Origin of the sequence: Pseudomonas fluorescens (assembly GCF_001307275.1) — a bacterium.
In the GTDB taxonomy this organism is placed as follows: domain Bacteria; phylum Pseudomonadota; class Gammaproteobacteria; order Pseudomonadales; family Pseudomonadaceae; genus Aquipseudomonas; species Aquipseudomonas fluorescens_AA.
In genome coordinates this window covers 6,877,237-6,895,123 of the sequence record NZ_CP012831.1, presented here as the reverse complement: position 1 = coordinate 6,895,123, position 17,887 = coordinate 6,877,237, and the positions used below count along the sequence as shown (strand labels likewise).

Sequence of the window (17,887 nt, the reverse complement as noted above, 5' to 3'; positions counted from 1 at the left end):
CTGTCTGAATTTGATTATATTTTGGCAGTGTACTCAATATCGGCAGCGGTGGTAGTTCCTTAGCATCATCACCAAGCCCCCTTCAGTACGCGGGCGAATCCTGGACCCCCTCCGAACCCCGGTGCTTGCCATGCTTAGCGAAATCTCCATTGCCAACCTCTACGTCCCCCCCTTGTTGATCTACCTGGGTGCATCGGTCCTGGCCTACAAACTCATTGAGCGCCTGGCCCGGCGTTGGCTGGACGAGACGTGGCACCCGGCGCTGGCGCGTTTTTTTGTCTCGCTTATCGTCGTGTCGGCGATGGTCGTCAATTGCTGAGTGAGGCCGGCCATGTCTATCGTCAAAATCCTCAAACCTGCCGCCACCCTGGGGCTTGGCGTGCTGGCCCTGGTGTTCTGCCTGCAACTTTGGCGGGCCTATGTCTTGGCGCCCTGGACGCGGGACGGACGGGTGAGCGCGCAGGTCATCCGCATTGCGCCAGAGATTAGCGGCCAAATCGATCAGCTGTCGGTCAACGACAACCAATGGGTCGCCAAGGGCGATTTGCTGTATCGCATCGATGCGCGTGCTTATCGATTGGTCCTGCAACAGCGTGCGGCGGAGTTCGCCGAAGCGCGCAGTGTGTTCGAGCAGCGCAGTGCACAATTGAAGCGGCGATCCCAATTGGCCGACGCCATCGCCCGGGAAGAGATTGACAACGCGGCGCGTGACTTGGCTGTGGCCCAAGCGCGCCTGGACGCGGCACGCAGCCAGTTAGCCCAAGCGCAACTCGACCTGGACCGCACGACGATTCGTTCGCCGGTGGACGGCTACGTCACTCAACTGCGGCTGCAGCCTGGTGACTACGCGGAGGCTGGCCATACCAACCTATTCGTGGTCGATGGCCATAGTTTCTGGATCACGGGTTATTTTGAAGAGACCAAGCTGCCCGGTGTGCGTATCGGCGCGCCGGTGTCGATCAAGCTGATGGGGTTTGCCCCGCTGCTGGAAGGGCATGTGGCAAGCATGGGCAGGGGCATCGCCGATGCCAATGAATTGCGCAACGACAGCGGTTTGCCTCAGGTGAGCCCGACCTTCAGTTGGATTCGGTTGGCACAGCGCGTACCCGTGCGCATCCAGTTGGACAGGGTCCCGGACGGGGTGGAGTTGGCGGCGGGCATGACCGCCAGTGTCGAAGTGACGCAGCCGAACGCCGCGCCGCGCTGGCGACTCACCCAATGGCTGCAGGCGTTCATGTGATGACTCGCCTGGCGACACGCCTGTTCGCGCTCATCCCCTTGCCCTGGACGCCCGCCAGTTTCTTCTACGTGTTGCGCAGTGTCTTGGCGGCGGGGCTGGCGCTGTGGCTCGGCTTCCAACTGCATCTGGAATCGCCGTTCTCGGGGGCATCCACTGTGTTGCTGCTGGTGCAACCCATTCAAGGGGCGGTGCTGGGAAAAGGCTTCTACCGGATGTTGGGAACCCTGGTAGGCCTGGTCGCGGCTTTCGTGCTGACAGGGCTGTTCGCTCAACAGATGCTGCTGTTCATACTCGGCATCGGTATGTGGCTGGGCCTGTGCGTCAGTGCAATGAGTGTCTTGCGCCATTACCAAGCTACCGCGGCAGTGGTGGCGGGTTATACGGTCTGCCTGGCATTGGGGCCTGCCATCGTCGCGCCTGAACAGGCCTTCGATCACATCATCACTCGCGGCACGGCGGTAGCGCTCGGGGTGCTGAGCTTGAGCCTGGTGGTAACGCTGTTCAGTTCCAAGACGATGGAGAAGAAGCTTCGAAACTCGCTGGTCGATGTCTGTGTCCGCAGTGCCCGGTTGCTCGCCGCGAGGCTCTCAGGCGAGCAGTCCGCGGAGCTGGCGACGCAACGCCACCAGCTCGCCATGGATATCGGCAAGGTGGACGACCAATTGGGAATAGGGCGGGGCGAATCGTCGCGGATTCGCTCCCGGCAGCTGGCGATTCAGGCGGGCCTGGCGCATTTGCAATCCGCTGTACTCGATGTGCACAGCGACGATCCATACCCCGGGATCGACCCCAGGTTGCTCGCGCGGATAAGCGCGGCATTGCGGCAACTGGGCGAACGGATGAGCGACAGCCGCTGCGACTGTCTCGCCGCCGCCGATACGGTGGGGCAACTGCGTTGCCTGGTGAATGATTTCGCTGACTCAAACCACCACTCGCGGTTGCTCAGCGAACGCTTGGACGAACAACTGACGGATCTGGGCGAGGCCTTGCTGAACTTCACCAGCCTCGACCATGCTCGCCCCGAGCAGGTACGTGCCGTGGTGTATCCGCGCAATTACGCTGATGCGGCGCGAAACGGCATCAGGGCACTGCTCGCCACGTTGGCCGCGGGTGCGGTCTGGTATCTCAGCGGTTGGGATCAAGGGCCCGCGCTACTGGCGGTCCTGGGCCCGTGCTGCACATTGCTGGCGCCGGCCCCCGCGCCTGCCCAAGGCCTCGCCAGCTTTATTCGGGGCACGCTCTACGCCATTCTGGCGGCAGCGCTGTGCAAATTCCTGTTGATGCCGCAGATCAACGGCTTCCCTTTGTTATTCCTGTTACTGGCTGCGTTCTGGTCATTCGGGATCCATGCGACGAGCCAACCGCGCTACGCCCTGCAAGGGATTGCCTACCTGATCGGGTTCAATACCTTGGTGAGTACCGGCGATACCGCCCTCTACAATTTCGTCGATTTCGCCAACCAAGCGCTGGCCTGGATCGTTGCAATGCTTGTCTGCCTATTAGCGTTCCAGGTCTTGCCGAAGGATCCGGCTAAACATGTTCGGGCATTGAAACACTCGCTCCATAAGGACATACGCCGGCTACTTCGCCGTGCAAGCCATATCGATCACTCAAAATGGCAAGCGAAACAACAATCCCGGCTCGTCGCGTTGAAAAGTTTGCTTGGCGCTGATAACACGCAGGATTACCACACGGGTTATTTGTCGCTGCAGCTGAGTAAACAATTGAGCCGGCTACAGCGTAACGCGAGTGGTATCGATCCTGAATCGCCCGTCGGCCAATGCTCACAAACCGGCGCCCGGCGGATCGCTCGATATGCTCATCATCCGGCGATCAGCGCCGCCCAGGCCCGGCGCACATCAAGGTCGATGAGCAGACTCGGGGCACATCATCTAGCGATCTGTTACCAGGACTTGGCTTGGCTGTTGGAGCAATACGCGAACGTGGCACGCTCCCCTTATTGACTCGCAGAAATTCGATTTCAAAGCGCAAGTCGGGAATGTCCTGATAGTTCGCCTCCCGCAGGCTTCGGCAATTCCACTCGCACACGAAGCGCAATCATCAGGGCGGCCAGCAGCATCACTGCGCCTGCGATGATGAAGACGCCCATTACGCCGCCGAAGCCGAAGACCAACCCACCGAGTGCTGCGCCCGCGGCGATTGACGACTGCACCGCAGCGACGACCATCCCACCTGCGGTTTCGGCTTGATCCGGAACCGCACGTGCCACCCAGTTTGACCAGGCAACCGGCACCCCGCCGAAAGCCAGGCCCCAGAGGGCGACTGCGAGCGCGAGTCCCGGCGCCTGGAGCGGAAGCGAGATCATGGCAAACGCGGCCACGGCCACCAAGGCAGGCATAAGGATCAATGTCAGGCGCAAGCTACGCTCCATCAGCCAACCCGCCACGAGCGTGCCAACGAAATTGGCGGCGCCGAAGCCCAATAGCATTAAAGCCAGGCCATCGGTGTCGATGGGTACAACGCTTTCAAGTGCGGGGCGGATGTAGGTGAACAATGCGTATTGACCTGTGTGTGCAAGCACGCATCCGACCATGCCGATGGCAATGCCAGGACGGCGGAGCAATTCCAGCACGGAGGCTGTGCGTGCCATTTTCCGAGGCGCCATGCGGGGTAGGGTGAACCATTGGAAGATCAACGTCAGCACGCCGACCGCCGCGGCTGCGTAAAAGGCACTGCGCCAGCCGAAGAGGCCGCCCAAGTAGCTGCCCAGCGGAACGGAAACCACTGTTCCCACGGCAATGCCGCTGAAGATGATAGACAGCGCACGAGGTACGAACTTGGCCGGTACCAGCCGCATGGCCACGGCAGCCGCCATGCTCCAGAACCCACCCAACGCAATGCCAAGCAGCACTCGCATCAACAACAGGACCACCAGGCTCGACGACAGGGCCACCAGCAAGTTGGAGGCAATCATCAGCGCGGAAAAACCGAGCAAGACGGTGCGCCGGTCAAGCGTGCGGGTCAGACCTGGCACCAATAGTCCAGCAAACAACGCAACCACAGCGGTGACGGTCACGGCCTGTCCGGCCAGCGCTTCGGACACGTTCAAATCAGAGGCCATGGGGGTTAGCAAGCTGGCAGGAAGGTATTCGGCCGTCAGCAGGCCGAAGACCCCCATGGTCAGGGAGAAAACCGCCGTCCAGGCCGGGGTGGCCGGCTCTACTCCAGCAACGCTGCCAGGTGCAGCGTCAAGAACATCGCTACTCATCTCAAGAATCCTTGGAAAGTGATTGTGAGACACACTCTAGGGCTGAGCGTCAGGATGATCTATGATGCTAAGTCTTAGTCTTTTGATCGAAACACCTAACATGACGGAATCAGGACAATTCGCTCTGTCTTCTGAGCTGATTAGCGAACTGCTCACGGGGATGCGGCTGCGCGGTGTTCAGTACCGCCGTATTCAAACGGGTCCGAGCTTTGGCTTGGGTTTCGAACACAAATCGGCCCATGCCTACTTTCATTATCTGGCGGTGGGTACGGCCATCCTGCGTACAGGCGATGGCGCGATACATCACCTCTCGGCAGGTGACGCGGTACTGGTGCCGCAAGGCCATGGGCACGAACTGCTATCCGCCCTGGATGTCACGGTCCAGCCTATCGATCAACTTGATGCCGCTCCCTTGGGCGAGGCTGTCAGCGGTGTGAACACTTGTCCGAGCACACTTTCCACGCCCAGTACGATCCTGTTCTATGGCTGCATGGAGTTCGACCTGGGGGGCATGCGGGCGTTAGGCAAGCTGATGCCGAATGTCATGGTGGCGGACACCGGTGGTCAACGTTATCCAGGGCTGGGAGCGATACTCGATTCAATCAAGCGTGAGATCTGCGCCGGACGCATCGGGTATGCCGGGATCATGGCTCGGCTTGCGGAAGTCGCTGCCTCCTTGTTCGTACGGGGTTGGGTCGAGCATGGCTCGGAAAGTGCGCAAGGGCTCATGGCTGCGCTGCGAGATCCGCGCCTGGCACGCTCTATCCTTGCGTTGCATCGCCAACCCGGGCGCGAGTGGACGGTGGCCGAGCTGGCGGCCGAATCCCACGTTTCGCGCTCCGTGTTCGCCCAACGGTTCCAAGCCACCATTGGCGTACCTCCATTGCGATACGCCACCGAACTGCGGATGCGGATCGCCAGCCAATGGCTGACGCAGGACAACCTGTCGATCGATGCTGTCGCACAACGCTTGGGCTATACCTCACAAGCGGCATTCAGCCGTGCATTCAAGCGCATCAATGGCCAGCCACCAGGGGCCAGTCGACAGGCACGTCGAAGCAGTGAGCCCGTGGAGTGAACGGCACCTGGTAGGTCCGGCCGAACTGCAACGGCATCTACGATGAGCCCGCCAAGATCAAGCCTTTGCTGGTAAGAAACGATCCAACACATTACGGGTGATGGTCACGGTGGAGTACTCGTCAAGCTTGAGTCCGTTTACCCACTCGCAGGACGCAGCGGTGAACACCTCACCTTTGCCTTTTTGGAAATGCACGAGCATGCCAGTCCCCCGGCTGTGCTGGCTTACGCTGGCATCACTCATGTCGGGCGCCAGCAGTGACGCCCGAAACCTGGCGTCTGCATCCCCCAGCATGAATGAGTACGCATCCTGCGGCCGGCCGTGCTCGGCGATGGTCGCCCAGCCCATGGCAAGGATCTGTAGCCCTGGCGGTGCGCCATCCGTGCCGAGAGGTTCTGGAAGGCCGTCGATGAAGGTGTAGTCCAAGCCATCCACCTCGTAACCGAAGATGTTAGCCGTATCGCCGAACAGATCAGCGTAGCCCAGCCCGGTATCGGCCAGAGCCCAATGCTGTGGCCGGAACACGGTAAAGCCCCTCGGGCCGCGCGGGGCCATGCCCCCAAAGCTACCGTATATCCCGCGCAGTGCATTGACGCCAAAGGTGCTGGCCCCAGGCCGACCCACTCGTGGATCCTCCCAGGCGCTCGTGAGCGTGATGTCATTACTTGCCGCGACGGGATCCAGCTCAGCGGCGTCGTATTTGTAGGCCACTTGGCGTTCACCGCGATTCTCCAGACGAATCTGCCACATGAAGTTACCGGCGAAACGCGCAACATTTCCCCCTGCTTCAACAAATGCCTCGACGTTGTCGCGCATTTCACGCGTCCAGTACTCATCGTGACCGACAAAGACTGCGCAGGCGTACCCGTCCAAGGCCTCGGGGTCGTTATGCAGATCATCCTGAGTCAGGATGTCGACCGTATAGCCCTGTTCTTCGGCCCACACTACGAACGGACGTTCATAGGATGCCCAGCCGGCCAGGGCGTAGTACTTGCTGAAGCCGTACAGAGAGGCCCACTCGATGAATTCATAGCGCGCCGGCCCCGGTTTGCCCGGCCTCGAAGCATTGATCGAGCGCGGCGCGTCTTCAGGTAGCCAGACTTGCCCGCGCGCCCAAGGGCGTTGCGCTGACAGCAGAGGCGAGCGGCCGCGGGGTGTGCCGGGATGGATGCCGAAGTAATGGTTGGCACCCCCCCAGTCGTTGTAGGCGGCCCATGTGGAGGTCGCAGCGACCAGCACCAGTGCGTCGGGGCATTTGCGCATCGCCCTCACGATGAACAGGTGATGACCGAGTACGGCATCAGCACCGTCCCGCACTTCCACCACATAGGCACCTGGCTTGGCGTCCAAGGGTATTGGCCATAGCGCGAACACTGGCCATTGGCAGCCGACCTCGTAGACGCGTTCGGGTAATGGATGAAAGCTAGCCGCGAGGGGGGCGGTTTGGTGAACGGTATGAGGCAGCGTGCCGTCACGATAGATTTTCAACGTAACCCAGGGGCTGTTCGAGGACAGGTGCAGGTTGACTGTTTCGCCTGGGCTGTAGGCGCGGCGGTCGGAATAGCACCATGCGGCTGCCGAGCCTTTCTCACTGGGAACTTCAACCCAGATCTCCCGCGCGCCCTGGCGTGGGCCTGAGGTCACGGCGGCGGTTAAATCCGCACCGGGTCGTTCGCCGCGAGCGGTCGTTCGCTTGGAATCATTGGCGTTCATAAAGTGCCCTTATGCATGGGGGTGGGTTCCTCTAGAGCGCCGCTGAGCCGGCGCCAGGTGCCTGGATTTCAGCGAGATCGATCCCTGCGGTTTCTTCGATGAAATAACCTGCCGCGACCGTGACCAGGCCTAGGCTTATCAGGTAGCCGATGTACAGATACTCAAGGTGGGCGCCCACCAGATAGCTGTGCAGATACGGCGCGGTACCGCCGAAAATGGCCACCGAAACCGATGAGACAAACCCGACACTTTGTGCACGCGCTTGGGTCGGCACTTGTTCCGAAAGCACGGCGGGAAAGATCGCTGCAATCGAAGCCCAGGCGAGCAGCGCCAGCGCTTGTGCGAGAAACAAGGTGTAAGGTTCGGTGGTGACGATGATGGAGATGGGGTAGGTCAGCACGACCACTCCAATCCCCCAGGCGATCACCATGGGTTTGCGACCCACCCGATCAGAGAGCATTCCGCAAACCGGCAACCAGCACACGCAGATGACTTGGGCGAGCAGGCTGGCGAGGTAGGCGCCGGTCGCATCCATGCCCTGGGCGATGGCCGAGGCAGCACCAAAAGTCACCCAGGCGTAATAGGTCACGTTAGCGGCCGCAGCCAGCATCACGATGTTGCGAGTCATCCGCAGGACTTCGCCCTTGGACAACTTGCGGGGTGGCTGAGCCTGCTGTCGTTGCTGCTCGAATACATGCGACTCCTGGGCGCTGCGGCGCAGGAACAGCGCATAAATACCCAGTACCCCGCCGATGGCGAAACCGATACGCCAGCCATAGTCTCCCGTGGCCTGTGTACCCAGTAGCCAGGTCAGGGCGGCGGCGACTGCCGTCGCACCCATGACGCCCAACGTGACGCCTACGTACACCGAACTTGACCACAGACCACGGTGCTTGGCAGGGGCAATCTCCGCGACATAAGTGTAGGAAACGCCCGTTTCGCCCCCGTGGGCAAGGCCTTGTATGAGTCTAAAGACGAGCAGGGCCGACGAAGCGTAGAGGCCAATGTCCTGATAGTTCGGAATGAGGGCGATACCCAGGCTACTGGCCGCCAGCAGCATCATGGTGATGACCATGATGGCCCGGCGTCCAAGGACATCGCTGAGGCGTCCAAAGAAAAAACCGCCCAGAGGCCGGGCTATGAATCCAGCCGCGAACACTGCAAGAGTGGCGAGCATCGCGGAGCGGGGATCGGTCTTGTCGAACAGATTGCGGGCCAGGTAAACAGAGAAAGTTGCATAGAGCGTCCAGTCGAACCACTCGAGGGCATTTCCCACGGCGGCCGCGCGCAAGGATCTAAGGCGTCCTTGATGGGACGTCGAATTATTCATGTCATTCTCCAATGATGGGTATCGGGCGCAGAGAGGAGGGGCTGCATCAGGGAGACAGCACATCGTCAAATCCCATGTCCTGTAGCGGAACGTCTATCGCACGCTTGACGAGGCGATCAATCCCGCCGACATGGGAGACTTGGCTCCGCATCCGCTGCGCAGGGATAAAAGAGGTTGCAGTGGAATCACACACGACAAAGCATCCCTTGGACGCGTTGTTGTTCAATTCGAACCGGAGTCTATGCGGGTGAATCCTGGCTATCTATGATCCTTCGTCTCGATGTTTTGTCCGAAACCCCGCTGCTGGTTTTGCAGCCGATTGTGCTTCGCAGGCTTTCTCCTGATTCGATGCAACGAATGTCGCGTGGTGGCCTCATATGAAAACGAGCGGCGCTTCGGTTGGAGAGGGGCGACTGCGGTTTTTCATGACGGAGGTGATTGTGTCCATGACGGCAGCTGAGAAAAATCATGTCGACTGGCTGGTCGAACAATCGATGCTCAATGCTGCGAGGAAGCGCGCCAAGCTCTACTCGGGCCAGGGGCGATTGTGGCAGCAGCCCTATGCGCATACTCGGCCTCGCGACGCCTCGGCATTGGCTTCGGTGTGGTTCACCGCGTATCCGGCCTCCATCGTTACCCGCGAAAATGGCACTGTGCTTGAAGCGCTGGGGGATGAAACCTTATGGCATGCGCTGTCGAGAATCGGTATCCAGGGCATCCACAATGGCCCTTTGAAAAGGTCCGGTGGCCTTTCGGGCGCTGAACACACACCGACGATTGACGGCAATTTTGACCGCATCAGTTTCGACATCGACCCGCAGTTGGGCACCGAGGCGCAGCTGCAAGCGTTGACCCGAATGGCCGCCGCGCACAATGCGGTCGTCATCGAGGATGTCATCCCGTCTCATACCGGCAAAGGCGCGGATTTTCGTTTGGCCGAGATGGCGTATGAAGATTATCCGGGGCTTTACCACATGGTGGAAATCCGCGAGGAGGATTGGCCGCTGCTGCCCGACATTGCCGAGGGCCGTGATGCGCAGAACCTCACCCCTCAGCAGGTCGACGTTCTGCGGGACAAGCATTACATCGTCGGACAGTTGCAACGGGTGATCTTCTTCGAACCAGGCGTCAAGGAAACCGATTGGAGTGCGACACCGGTGGTGATGGGCGTTGACGGCAAGCCGCGTCGTTGGGTCTACCTGCATTACTTCAAGGAAGGGCAACCTTCGCTGAACTGGCTGGACCCGACCTTTGCCGCTCAACAGATGATCATCGGGGACGCACTGCATGCCATCGACGTCTCGGGGGCGAAAATCCTGCGACTGGACGCCAACGGCTTCCTTGGCGTAGAGCGCAAGCTCGAGGGTACCGCCTGGTCCGAAAGCCATCCGCTATCGATCACCGCAAACCAGTTGCTCGCTGGAGCGATTCGCAAGGCCGGCGGCTTCAGTTTCCAGGAGCTGAACCTGACCGTAGACGATATCGCCGCCATGTCCCACGGAGGGGCGGATCTCTCCTACGACTTCATCACCCGACCCGCCTACCAGCATGCCTTGCTGATGGGCGATGCCGAATTCCTGCGCTTGATGCTGCGCCAGATGCACACCCTCGGCATCGATCCGGGCTCGCTGATCCATGCGTTGCAGAATCATGATGAGTTGACCCTGGAGTTGGTGCATTTCTGGACCCTGCACGCCCACGATACTTACCTCTATCAGGGGCAGACCTTTCCCGGCAGCATCCTGCGCGAGCACATCCGCGAGCAGATGTACGAGCGCCTCACTGGCGAGCATGCGCCCTACAATCTGAAATTCGTCACCAACGGCGTGTCCTGCACCACCGCGAGCATCATCACGGCGGCGTTGGGGATTCGCGATCTCGAAACCATTACGACGGCAGATATCCAGCAGATTCGCCAGGTTCATCTGCTGTTGGTGATGTACAACGCGATGCAACCCGGCGTCTTCGCATTGTCTGGCTGGGACCTGGTCGGCGCGTTGCCGTTGTCGGCCGAACAGGTCGAGCATCTGATGGGCGACGGCGACACACGCTGGATTCATCGCGGTGCCTACGATCTGGTGGACCTCAACCCAGATGCGGCATTGTCGGCCGGCCAGATGCCGCGTCCGAAGACCCTGTACGGCAGCTTGCCAAGCCAGTTGAAAGACCCGGATTCGTTCGTCTCGCAGTTGCGCAAGATCCTCGCTGCGCGCCGTGCCTATGACATCGCCGCCAGTCGCCAGATACTGATTCCGGACGTCGAGCATCCGGGGCTGCTGATCATGGTTCACGAATTGCCGGCTGGCAAAGGTACGCAAATCACGGCGCTGAACTTCGGTTCGACGCCGATCACTGAAACCCTGCACCTGCCCAATATCGCACCGGGGCCGGTGGTCGACATCATCAATGAGCGGGTCGAAGGCGACCTTACGCCTGAGGGCGAATTCACCATTACGCTGGATGCGTTCGAGGGGTTGGCGTTGCGGGTGGTGAGTACCTCACCCATGATCTAGGGCTAGGGAAATCGAGGTGGTTGATCGCTCAATCATCCACCCATGCCATAAGTTCTGGTCAGGCTCAGTCAAGGCTTTGTCTATGCTCTGCTCCGTCACCCATGGGGAAGAGCTGGCCTGGATAACCTGCAACCTTGAGGCATTCGCTACGCTGATCGGAGCTGAGCTTCGATCGCTACCTTATCGATGACCGACCAGACCTCGCGGATCCTGCCGTCCTCGAATGCGTAGAAGACATTTTCGGCGAAGGAGATGGGTGTCCCATTCACCGCAAGACCCAGGAACTCCCCAACCGGCGTGCAATTGAAGGCCAGGCGAGCCGCCAACTCAGGTGGGTCGATCACCAGGAATTCAATGGCGAAGCGCAAGTCGGGGATAGCCCGATAATCCGCTTCCAGCATGTTTCGATAGCCCTGCAACCCTAATGGCCTGGCGTTGTGAACCACATCCGGGTGCACAAAATGGCCCAGGTTTTCCCAGTCCTGTGCATTCAGGCAGGCGATGTAGTCGCTATAAAGATCGGCAAGGTTCGGGGTCATGGGGCTGATTCTCCTCTGCATGTCTGTTCTTGCCTTTGCGATCCTAGGCCCTATTGTCACGTCTCATCAAGGCAGGGGCAGAACAGAACGGGCGTTGACAGCGGTCATCACGTCGCTGAGGAGCCGTCGGCACGGGAGGCCTTTTTCTCCGAGCGATGAGCGTTGCCACCAGGCTGGCGAAAAACTCAATTCACGGACAACGGAAAAAGGCCCGCATGCGCGGGCCTCGTGTTGCCAATTGCATTTATTGCGCAGCTTTTTCGATCAGGTTTGCCACCACTTTCGGGTTGGAAACCATCACGACATGGGAGGCGCCTTTGACCACGACGGTCTGCTTGGAATGTGCACGCTCGGCCATGAACGCCATGGCCTGAGGGGGAATGTTCTTATCCTTGTCGCCGTATACGAACCAGGACGGAATGGTTTTCCAGGCAGGATCCGTGGCGGCTTCGTTCAGCGCGGCGACGGTGATGGGGCGTTGGCCGGCCGCCATCAGGCGAGCTTCAGCCTCAGGCACATCGGCTGCGAACTGGTCGTGGAATTTATCCTGCTGGATGTAGAGATCCTTGCCGCCATCGGCCAGTTCGACCGGGGTCGACAAGGCCGAGGCCAGGGTGCCCCCCGGGAATCGTCCAGACAATTCTGCCGCAGTCTCGCCAGTTTCCGGAGTGAAAGCCGCGACATACACCAGGCCTTTCACGTTCTGATTGCCATACGCCGCCTCGCTGATCACCGCACCGCCATAGGAGTGGCCGACCAGTACTACCGGAGTCTTGATGCTCTTGACAATGCTTGCCACCGATTGTGCATCACTGCTGACGCCGCGCAGCGGGTTCGCCGCCGCAATGACCGGATAGCCGTCTTTTTCCAGAATCTTGACTACGCCGTTCCAGCTCGACGAGTCGGCGAAAGCACCATGGACCAAGATCACCGTGGGTTTGACGTCAGCAGCGTTTGCTAAACCGGTGGCTGCGAGAGCGGTGGCGAGGGCCAGGCCAGAAAGAATCTTTTTCATGAGTGACTACCTGTAAGAGAAGAAAGGACGGTTGCAAAGTGCTTTTGATGAGCGATAAATACTTGTGCGCTAATCAGTTGCGATAAAGTTATCGCCTAAAATGTTTGCGCGCAAGATATTTTTGTAAAATAAATCGATATTGGTGTAAGTGATTGTATTTAAATGAATTAATTGTAGATGGGTGGTGGGTTTCGATCGAATCCCCCGAACTGCGAGGGAAAAGGGGAAAGGTGATCAACCCTCTGGAGCACACCGTTGCGGTGACTTCATCGGGTGTTTTGGTGCTGACGTTGCTTCCAGATGGGCTGGGAGGGGGCCGCGGCGCTTCGTCCATGGCCACACAGGCGTTGCGACGGTGATCGGAGAAAGAGGGTGCGCCCCTTGGCTGCCTGTTGTTCCAAGGCTGCTTACGTTCTGCCTTTTCGATGACCGGCTACGAGGCTACGCGGTTTTTCCCCTCGCGCTTGGCCTTATACAGCGCGGCGTCCGCTGCTTGCAGCAATAAGGTTTGATCGGTCCCGCTACGCGTCGTCGAGGCCACGCCAAAGGATGCGGTAACGCTGAACGTCTGCATTCCATCCGTAGGGCTCATGCTTTCCAGCGAGTCCCGGATGGATTCGGCTCGCAGGAGAGCGTCTTCAATGGAGCAATCCGGCAATATGATGATCAGCTCTTCTCCACCAAACCGGCAGGCGACATCGGTGGCTCTGATTGACTTCATGATCAAGGATGCCGTGCTTCGCAACACCGCGTCACCCGCAGAATGACCATGGATGTCGTTCAGTTTCTTGAAGTTGTCCAGGTCGAGCATGATGACGCTCAGGTCCACTGCGTCTCGAGTGGCTTTGGAGAGTTCGCGCTTGAGTGTTTCCTCCATGAAGCGCCGGTTGTACAGACCCGTCAGCGGGTCTTTGATCGACTGGACTTGCAGGACCTGGCGCATCCTGCCGTTCGCCAGTGCTAGCGCGGTTTGCTCCGCGGCAGCTTCCGCAAACTGGCGGCTGACTTCCTTATCGTCAGTTCCGCCAGCATGCTGGATATGCAAGAGTCCCAATGTTTCTCCGTAGGCTATCAGCGGCAGGCACCAGTGAATGTCACCATCGTCGAACTCTGATTTTTCTGAGTAGTGGGCGCAGCGCAGCTCATGGCGATGTTCAACCACATGGGAATGGCCTCGACGTATGGCCCAACAGTCTTTGGGACCGATAAGGGCATCTGATTGAGCCTCGACGTGGCCCCAGCTTGCGGCCGGTTGCAAAGCATCAGCCGAATTGCGGTACAGGTACAGTGTTCCGCTACTGCCCTCCAGTAACTTTTGGCAATAAGTGCTGACCAGCTGGAGCGTTTCCTCTTGGCTCATCTCGGTCTGTAGCAGGCGAGCCATTTCTGCGAGCAAGCCTATTTCTGCATTGCGCCGCTCAAGGTTTTTCAGGCTTTTGCTCAGTTGGGTGCTTGAAGAAAGCGCGCTAGCCGTCGATTCGGCTTGGCGTTTTATGGTCTGGCGCATGGACACGTAGATGAAACGGCCCAGCACAAGCGTAAGCAGGAAGCTTGCAATGGAAACGGCGACGGCCCAACGCAGGTTGGCGTTAAGCTGGTTGTCCAGAACAGCCACCTCCTCGATTTCTGCTTGAATCAGCTCGCTCCCCAGGTCGCGGACCTGGTCCATGAGGTGCTTGCCGTTACCTGTAGCGATTTCGGCCACCGTCGCTGCGGAACCTTGGGTGCTGCGCAGCTTGATCACCATGTCCAGGTGGTCCAGCTTCAGTGCGGACTTCTCGATGAAGTCCTCCACCTTGGCAATTTCAGCGGACGAATCGTTTCGATAGTTTTCACGAAGCAGCTTGATCGCGTCGGGAAGCTGCGACGTGGCGATGTAATAAGGGCGAAGAAATGTCTCCATCCCCGTTAATGCATACCCGCGTTCGCCTGTCTCCGCATCCACGAGCAAACCTTGTACCGTGCGGATACCGTCCAGCTGCTTTTCTACCAGGTTGCGGTCGTTACGCGTTTCGTTCGTCCAGAACAGGGTAAACGGACCTACTGCGGCCGTGACGGACATGACCAATGTGGCAGTAGCTGCTGCGAGGAGAAGTCTGGGTGTGCGATGGGGCATCGTCAGCTCCAATGGGATTCACATCTTATCGGCGAGTAAGGTTAATGGCGTAGGTGTATCACGCTAAAACCGTTAGACGGTCAAAAGATTGTATATCCGCTGATCAGAAACTTCGGCCCGCGCCGATTCAGGTGGTGTCGGCTACAGTTCCTTGTATCCGCAGGGAAGTATCACGACCGCCACGGAATATTGATCATGACGAAACGCCCTCCATTCCAATCGCTCGGCTGCGCCGAATGCCGCAACCATGAGGCGTTGGGGTTTGATTTCACCATGGCCTTCCAGCCTATTTTCAACGTCCGGACACACGCTGCGTTTGCTTATGAGGCGTTGGTCAGAGGCATCAATGGCGAATCGGCTGGCTACATCCTGGGGCTCGTGAACGACAGCAACCGCTACCGATTCGACCAGGCTTGCCGGGTGAAGGCCATCGAAGAAGCCGCAAGGCTGGGGCTGCTGGACATTCCCGATTGCTTGCTGAGCATCAATTTCCTGCCCAACGCCGTATACCGGCCAGAGACGTGTATCCGGGCCACCCTGGAAGCGGCGCGCCTGACCCATTTCCCGCCAGAAAGGCTCATGTTCGAAGTGACCGAAGGCGAGAAGGTGGTAGACCCTGAGCACCTCAAATCGATTTTCATGGAGTACGAGCGCCAGGGTTTCATTACCGCCGTCGACGATTTTGGCGCGGGCTATTCGGGCCTTAACCTGCTGGCCATGTTCCAGCCGCAGGTGCTGAAGATTGACATGGCACTGACCCGAAACATTGATCGGGACTCGGTCAAACAAGCGATCGTCGAAGGCATCATCCTGGTCGCCAGGCGCTTGGATATCCTGGTCATCGCCGAAGGTGTCGAGACCCGTGAAGAAAGCTCGACGCTGCTAGGCATGGGTATCGAACTGATGCAGGGATATTTGTATGCAAGGCCCGCGGTCGGTCATCTGCCGGCTGGATGCTTCGATGACGGTGTGCGGTAAAGTGTGCGGTAAAGGCGGGCTCGAATCCATAGGTTCGCTACGGCAGGCGTGCTTCACGATCCCATGCAGTTATCCAAGAAATCCGTGAGTATGTCTGTGGATAACCGCGCTGATGCCAAGTGGGCAGGGGGTTTGAACGGGCGCTCAAAAAATGTACAGGCAGGTTGGCATCACCTCCCGCCGTAGGCCATTGAGTTCAGGGCTGTCAGCGGAGGCAGGCGACTAGTAGCCCTCAATCGCTTGAGTCACGAAGTGGCCGGCCAGCGGTGATCTTCGCTGCGATCAAATACGAGCAGGCCCCGCGAAGTGCGGAGACTGTCCGAATGACTCGATCAGCAGCTCTGTGAGCATCCGTATCTTCCGTGCCGGATGCTGGCCTGGCGGACGGACCACGTATACACCTGCCGGGGGTGGTGGATACCGGGTCATGATCGGCACGAGCGCCCCTGAGTTCACATGTTCATAAGTCAGGCAATCCGGCAGGTACGCGATGCCGAGTCCCGCGGTTGCGGCCGCCACGAGCGCAATGCCGTTGTCCGCCTTGAAGCGGCCCTGCGGACGCACCGTGATGACCTTGTCACCCTCCATGAATTGCCACGCCTCGGTACCCTGCAGGAGAGCCTCATGGGCCATGAGCTCGTCCGGTGTCTCTGGTGCCCCATGGGCTTTTATGTAGCCTGGGCTCGCGACGAGCTTCGTGTAGATCGGGCCGATTTTCCTCGCGATCAAATTGGAGTCGGGGAGGTACCCGACGCGTATTGCACAATCGAACCCCTCGGCAATGAGATCAACGAAGCGATCGCTGTAGCAGGTCTGGATATGAAGCTCGGGGTGACGGTGTGCCATTTGCGCGAGCATGGGCGCGAAATGGGTAGGGCCAAAAGACAGCGGCGCCGCGACGCGTAAGCGACCACGAAGGGCGCCTGTCGGCAGGATCGTTTCTCTGGCTGCCTCGATTTCGGCGCAGACCCTGGCCGCGTAATCTCGGAACGTGGCCCCGGCTTCAGTGAGGGCGGCCCCGCGGGTGGTTCGTGCGAGCAACTGGATGCCAAGTTCCGCCTCAAGCCGGGCGAGCCTGCGGCTGACGATCGACTTGGATACCCCAAGGCGGAGCGCCGCAGGCGAAACGCCCCCTGCGTCAGCCACTTCCACGAATGTTTGCAGCTCTTCTATATCCAAGTCAGCGTTCCTCTTTGTGCGACACAGCTAGCCTCGCGTTGCGACTACTGCGTCGAAAATGGGAACAGCATAATCCTTGCTTCCGGGCAATGTCGCCAGTGGCGCAGGTTGCCTGGAAACCCAAATCCACTGACAACATCAGTAGACACTTCGTCAGGGCCATGCCCGTCTATCCGAGTGCGCGCTGGCTCTCTGGCACCGTGTATTACAACTGAGAACAGGACCAGACAATGACAAGCGAGACTATTCGCAACCCCCATACCGACCACCTCTTATCGCCTGAGAATTGCGCGCTGATCATCATCGATTATCAGCCGATCCAGGTCTCCTCGATTCGCTCGATGCCCCGTGACGAGCTCGTGTTCAACATCACGAGCGTTGCCAAGGCGGCCGTCAACTACAACCTTCCTGTCATTCATTCGACGGTCAACGTCGCGACCGGTCGCAACAAACCGCCGATCCAAGCGTTGCAGGACGTGCTCGGCCATCTGCCGACTTATGACCGCACCTCGATCAATAGCTGGGAGGACACTGAGTTCAAGCAGGCGGTCAAGGGCATCGGCCGTCGCAAGCTCATCATGACCGCGCTCTGGACCGAAGCCTGCCTGACGTTCCCAGTACTGGACGCGATCCAGGAAGGCTATGAGGTGTATGTGCCGGTCGATGCGGTCGGAGGCACGTCAGTCGCCGCGCACGAGGCCGCTCTTCGTCGAATCGAACAGGCGGGCGCGAAACTCATCAGCCGCGTGCAGATGTACTGCGAGCTCCAGCGCGACTGGGCACGGGAGTCGACTGTCCCGGGCTTTATGGGGGTCTTCGAAAACTTCGACGGTTTTAACGCCGAGAAGGCGCTCTAGCAGGCGCCCTGGCACAACTCACAACGCTGCAGATGGGATGGGGGTGGCGCTTGCGAAAGCCGCCACCTTCAGACCGCGTAGAGTTTTTTAGGTTGGACAT

Annotated in this window: 14 protein-coding genes; 7 read left to right on the top strand and 7 right to left on the bottom strand. The window is 59.3% G+C overall.

Annotation, left to right across the window (positions count from 1 at the left end; all coding sequences use genetic code 11):
• Nucleotides 1–130 precede the first annotated feature (130 nt).
• The 3 genes from AO356_RS29655 to AO356_RS29645 are packed head-to-tail and all read left to right on the top strand — an operon-like array spanning nt 131 to nt 3,204.
• The gene (locus tag AO356_RS29655; RefSeq protein ID WP_060742892.1) at nt 131–319 is read left to right on the top strand and encodes a DUF1656 domain-containing protein; all 189 of its coding nucleotides are present in this window, start codon (nt 131–133) and stop codon (nt 317–319) included.
• Nucleotides 320–331: 12 nt separating this feature from the next.
• The gene (locus AO356_RS29650) at nt 332–1,240 is read left to right on the top strand and encodes an HlyD family secretion protein (protein ID WP_060742891.1); all 909 of its coding nucleotides are present in this window, start codon (nt 332–334) and stop codon (nt 1,238–1,240) included.
• A complete protein-coding gene (locus AO356_RS29645; protein ID WP_060742890.1) occupies nt 1,240–3,204 on the top strand; it encodes an FUSC family protein in 1,965 nt (654 codons plus the stop codon). The genes AO356_RS29650 and AO356_RS29645 overlap by 1 nt, the downstream gene beginning before the upstream one ends.
• A gap of 17 nt (nt 3,205–3,221) precedes the next feature.
• Here the strand turns inward: AO356_RS29645 and AO356_RS29640 are convergent, their stop codons facing one another.
• Entirely contained in the window at nt 3,222–4,469 is a 1,248-nt protein-coding gene (locus tag AO356_RS29640; RefSeq protein ID WP_060742889.1) for an MFS transporter, read from the bottom strand.
• Nucleotides 4,470–4,569: 100 nt separating this feature from the next.
• On the opposite strand from AO356_RS29640, the gene AO356_RS29635 reads away from it, so the two are divergent.
• A complete protein-coding gene (locus AO356_RS29635; protein WP_203225768.1) occupies nt 4,570–5,547 on the top strand; it encodes an AraC family transcriptional regulator in 978 nt (325 codons plus the stop codon).
• A 57-nt stretch (nt 5,548–5,604) separates the two neighbouring features.
• Here AO356_RS29635 and AO356_RS29630 read toward each other — a convergent pair whose 3' ends face one another.
• On the bottom strand, nt 5,605–7,260 hold the full coding sequence (locus tag AO356_RS29630) for a N,N-dimethylformamidase beta subunit family domain-containing protein (RefSeq protein WP_081015450.1): 1,656 nt from the start codon (nt 7,258–7,260) through the stop codon (nt 5,605–5,607).
• A gap of 31 nt (nt 7,261–7,291) precedes the next feature.
• A complete protein-coding gene (locus AO356_RS29625) occupies nt 7,292–8,590 on the bottom strand; it encodes an MFS transporter (RefSeq protein WP_060742887.1) in 1,299 nt (432 codons plus the stop codon).
• A 446-nt stretch (nt 8,591–9,036) separates the two neighbouring features.
• On the opposite strand from AO356_RS29625, the gene treS reads away from it, so the two are divergent.
• Nucleotides 9,037–11,103: a maltose alpha-D-glucosyltransferase gene (gene treS / locus AO356_RS29620; protein WP_060743243.1), complete on the top strand. Its 2,067-nt coding sequence runs from the start codon at nt 9,037–9,039 to the stop codon at nt 11,101–11,103.
• Nucleotides 11,104–11,249: 146 nt separating this feature from the next.
• On the opposite strand, the gene AO356_RS29615 is transcribed toward treS, so the two are convergent.
• The 3 genes from AO356_RS29615 to AO356_RS29605 form a co-directional block, all read right to left on the bottom strand.
• Nucleotides 11,250–11,642: an ester cyclase gene (locus AO356_RS29615; protein WP_060743242.1), complete on the bottom strand. Its 393-nt coding sequence runs from the start codon at nt 11,640–11,642 to the stop codon at nt 11,250–11,252.
• Nucleotides 11,643–11,886: 244 nt separating this feature from the next.
• Nucleotides 11,887–12,657, bottom strand: coding sequence for an alpha/beta fold hydrolase (locus AO356_RS29610; protein WP_060742886.1), 771 nt, complete (start codon nt 12,655–12,657; stop codon nt 11,887–11,889).
• A 433-nt stretch (nt 12,658–13,090) separates the two neighbouring features.
• Nucleotides 13,091–14,773, bottom strand: a complete 1,683-nt coding sequence (locus tag AO356_RS29605; protein WP_060742885.1) for a diguanylate cyclase — start codon at nt 14,771–14,773, stop codon at nt 13,091–13,093.
• A 195-nt stretch (nt 14,774–14,968) separates the two neighbouring features.
• Between AO356_RS29605 and AO356_RS29600 the strand changes: the two genes are divergently transcribed.
• Nucleotides 14,969–15,751, top strand: coding sequence for an EAL domain-containing protein (locus AO356_RS29600; RefSeq protein ID WP_060742884.1), 783 nt, complete (start codon nt 14,969–14,971; stop codon nt 15,749–15,751).
• 282 nt (nt 15,752–16,033) lie between these two features.
• Here AO356_RS29600 and AO356_RS29595 read toward each other — a convergent pair whose 3' ends face one another.
• A complete protein-coding gene (locus tag AO356_RS29595) occupies nt 16,034–16,930 on the bottom strand; it encodes a LysR family transcriptional regulator (RefSeq protein WP_060742883.1) in 897 nt (298 codons plus the stop codon).
• Between the two features lie 230 nt (nt 16,931–17,160).
• On the opposite strand from AO356_RS29595, the gene AO356_RS29590 reads away from it, so the two are divergent.
• A complete protein-coding gene (locus AO356_RS29590; protein WP_060742882.1) occupies nt 17,161–17,787 on the top strand; it encodes a hydrolase in 627 nt (208 codons plus the stop codon).
• Nucleotides 17,788–17,887: the final 100 nt, after the last annotated feature.

What these genes read in the sequence shown, in the direction of transcription:
- AO356_RS29655 (WP_060742892.1), top strand. Translation starts at nt 131, where the DNA reads ATGCTTAGCGAAATCTCCATTGCCAACCTCTACGTCCCCCCCTTGTTG.
- AO356_RS29650 (WP_060742891.1), top strand. Translation starts at nt 332, where the DNA reads ATGTCTATCGTCAAAATCCTCAAACCTGCCGCCACCCTGGGGCTTGGC.
- AO356_RS29645 (WP_060742890.1), top strand. Translation starts at nt 1,240, where the DNA reads ATGACTCGCCTGGCGACACGCCTGTTCGCGCTCATCCCCTTGCCCTGG.
- AO356_RS29640 (WP_060742889.1), bottom strand. Translation starts at nt 4,469, where the DNA reads ATGAGTAGCGATGTTCTTGACGCTGCACCTGGCAGCGTTGCTGGAGTA.
- AO356_RS29635 (WP_203225768.1), top strand. Translation starts at nt 4,570, where the DNA reads ATGACGGAATCAGGACAATTCGCTCTGTCTTCTGAGCTGATTAGCGAA.
- AO356_RS29630 (WP_081015450.1), bottom strand. Translation starts at nt 7,260, where the DNA reads ATGAACGCCAATGATTCCAAGCGAACGACCGCTCGCGGCGAACGACCC.
- AO356_RS29625 (WP_060742887.1), bottom strand. Translation starts at nt 8,590, where the DNA reads ATGAATAATTCGACGTCCCATCAAGGACGCCTTAGATCCTTGCGCGCG.
- treS (WP_060743243.1), top strand. Translation starts at nt 9,037, where the DNA reads ATGACGGCAGCTGAGAAAAATCATGTCGACTGGCTGGTCGAACAATCG.
- AO356_RS29615 (WP_060743242.1), bottom strand. Translation starts at nt 11,642, where the DNA reads ATGACCCCGAACCTTGCCGATCTTTATAGCGACTACATCGCCTGCCTG.
- AO356_RS29610 (WP_060742886.1), bottom strand. Translation starts at nt 12,657, where the DNA reads ATGAAAAAGATTCTTTCTGGCCTGGCCCTCGCCACCGCTCTCGCAGCC.
- AO356_RS29605 (WP_060742885.1), bottom strand. Translation starts at nt 14,773, where the DNA reads ATGCCCCATCGCACACCCAGACTTCTCCTCGCAGCAGCTACTGCCACA.
- AO356_RS29600 (WP_060742884.1), top strand. Translation starts at nt 14,969, where the DNA reads ATGACGAAACGCCCTCCATTCCAATCGCTCGGCTGCGCCGAATGCCGC.
- AO356_RS29590 (WP_060742882.1), top strand. Translation starts at nt 17,161, where the DNA reads ATGACAAGCGAGACTATTCGCAACCCCCATACCGACCACCTCTTATCG.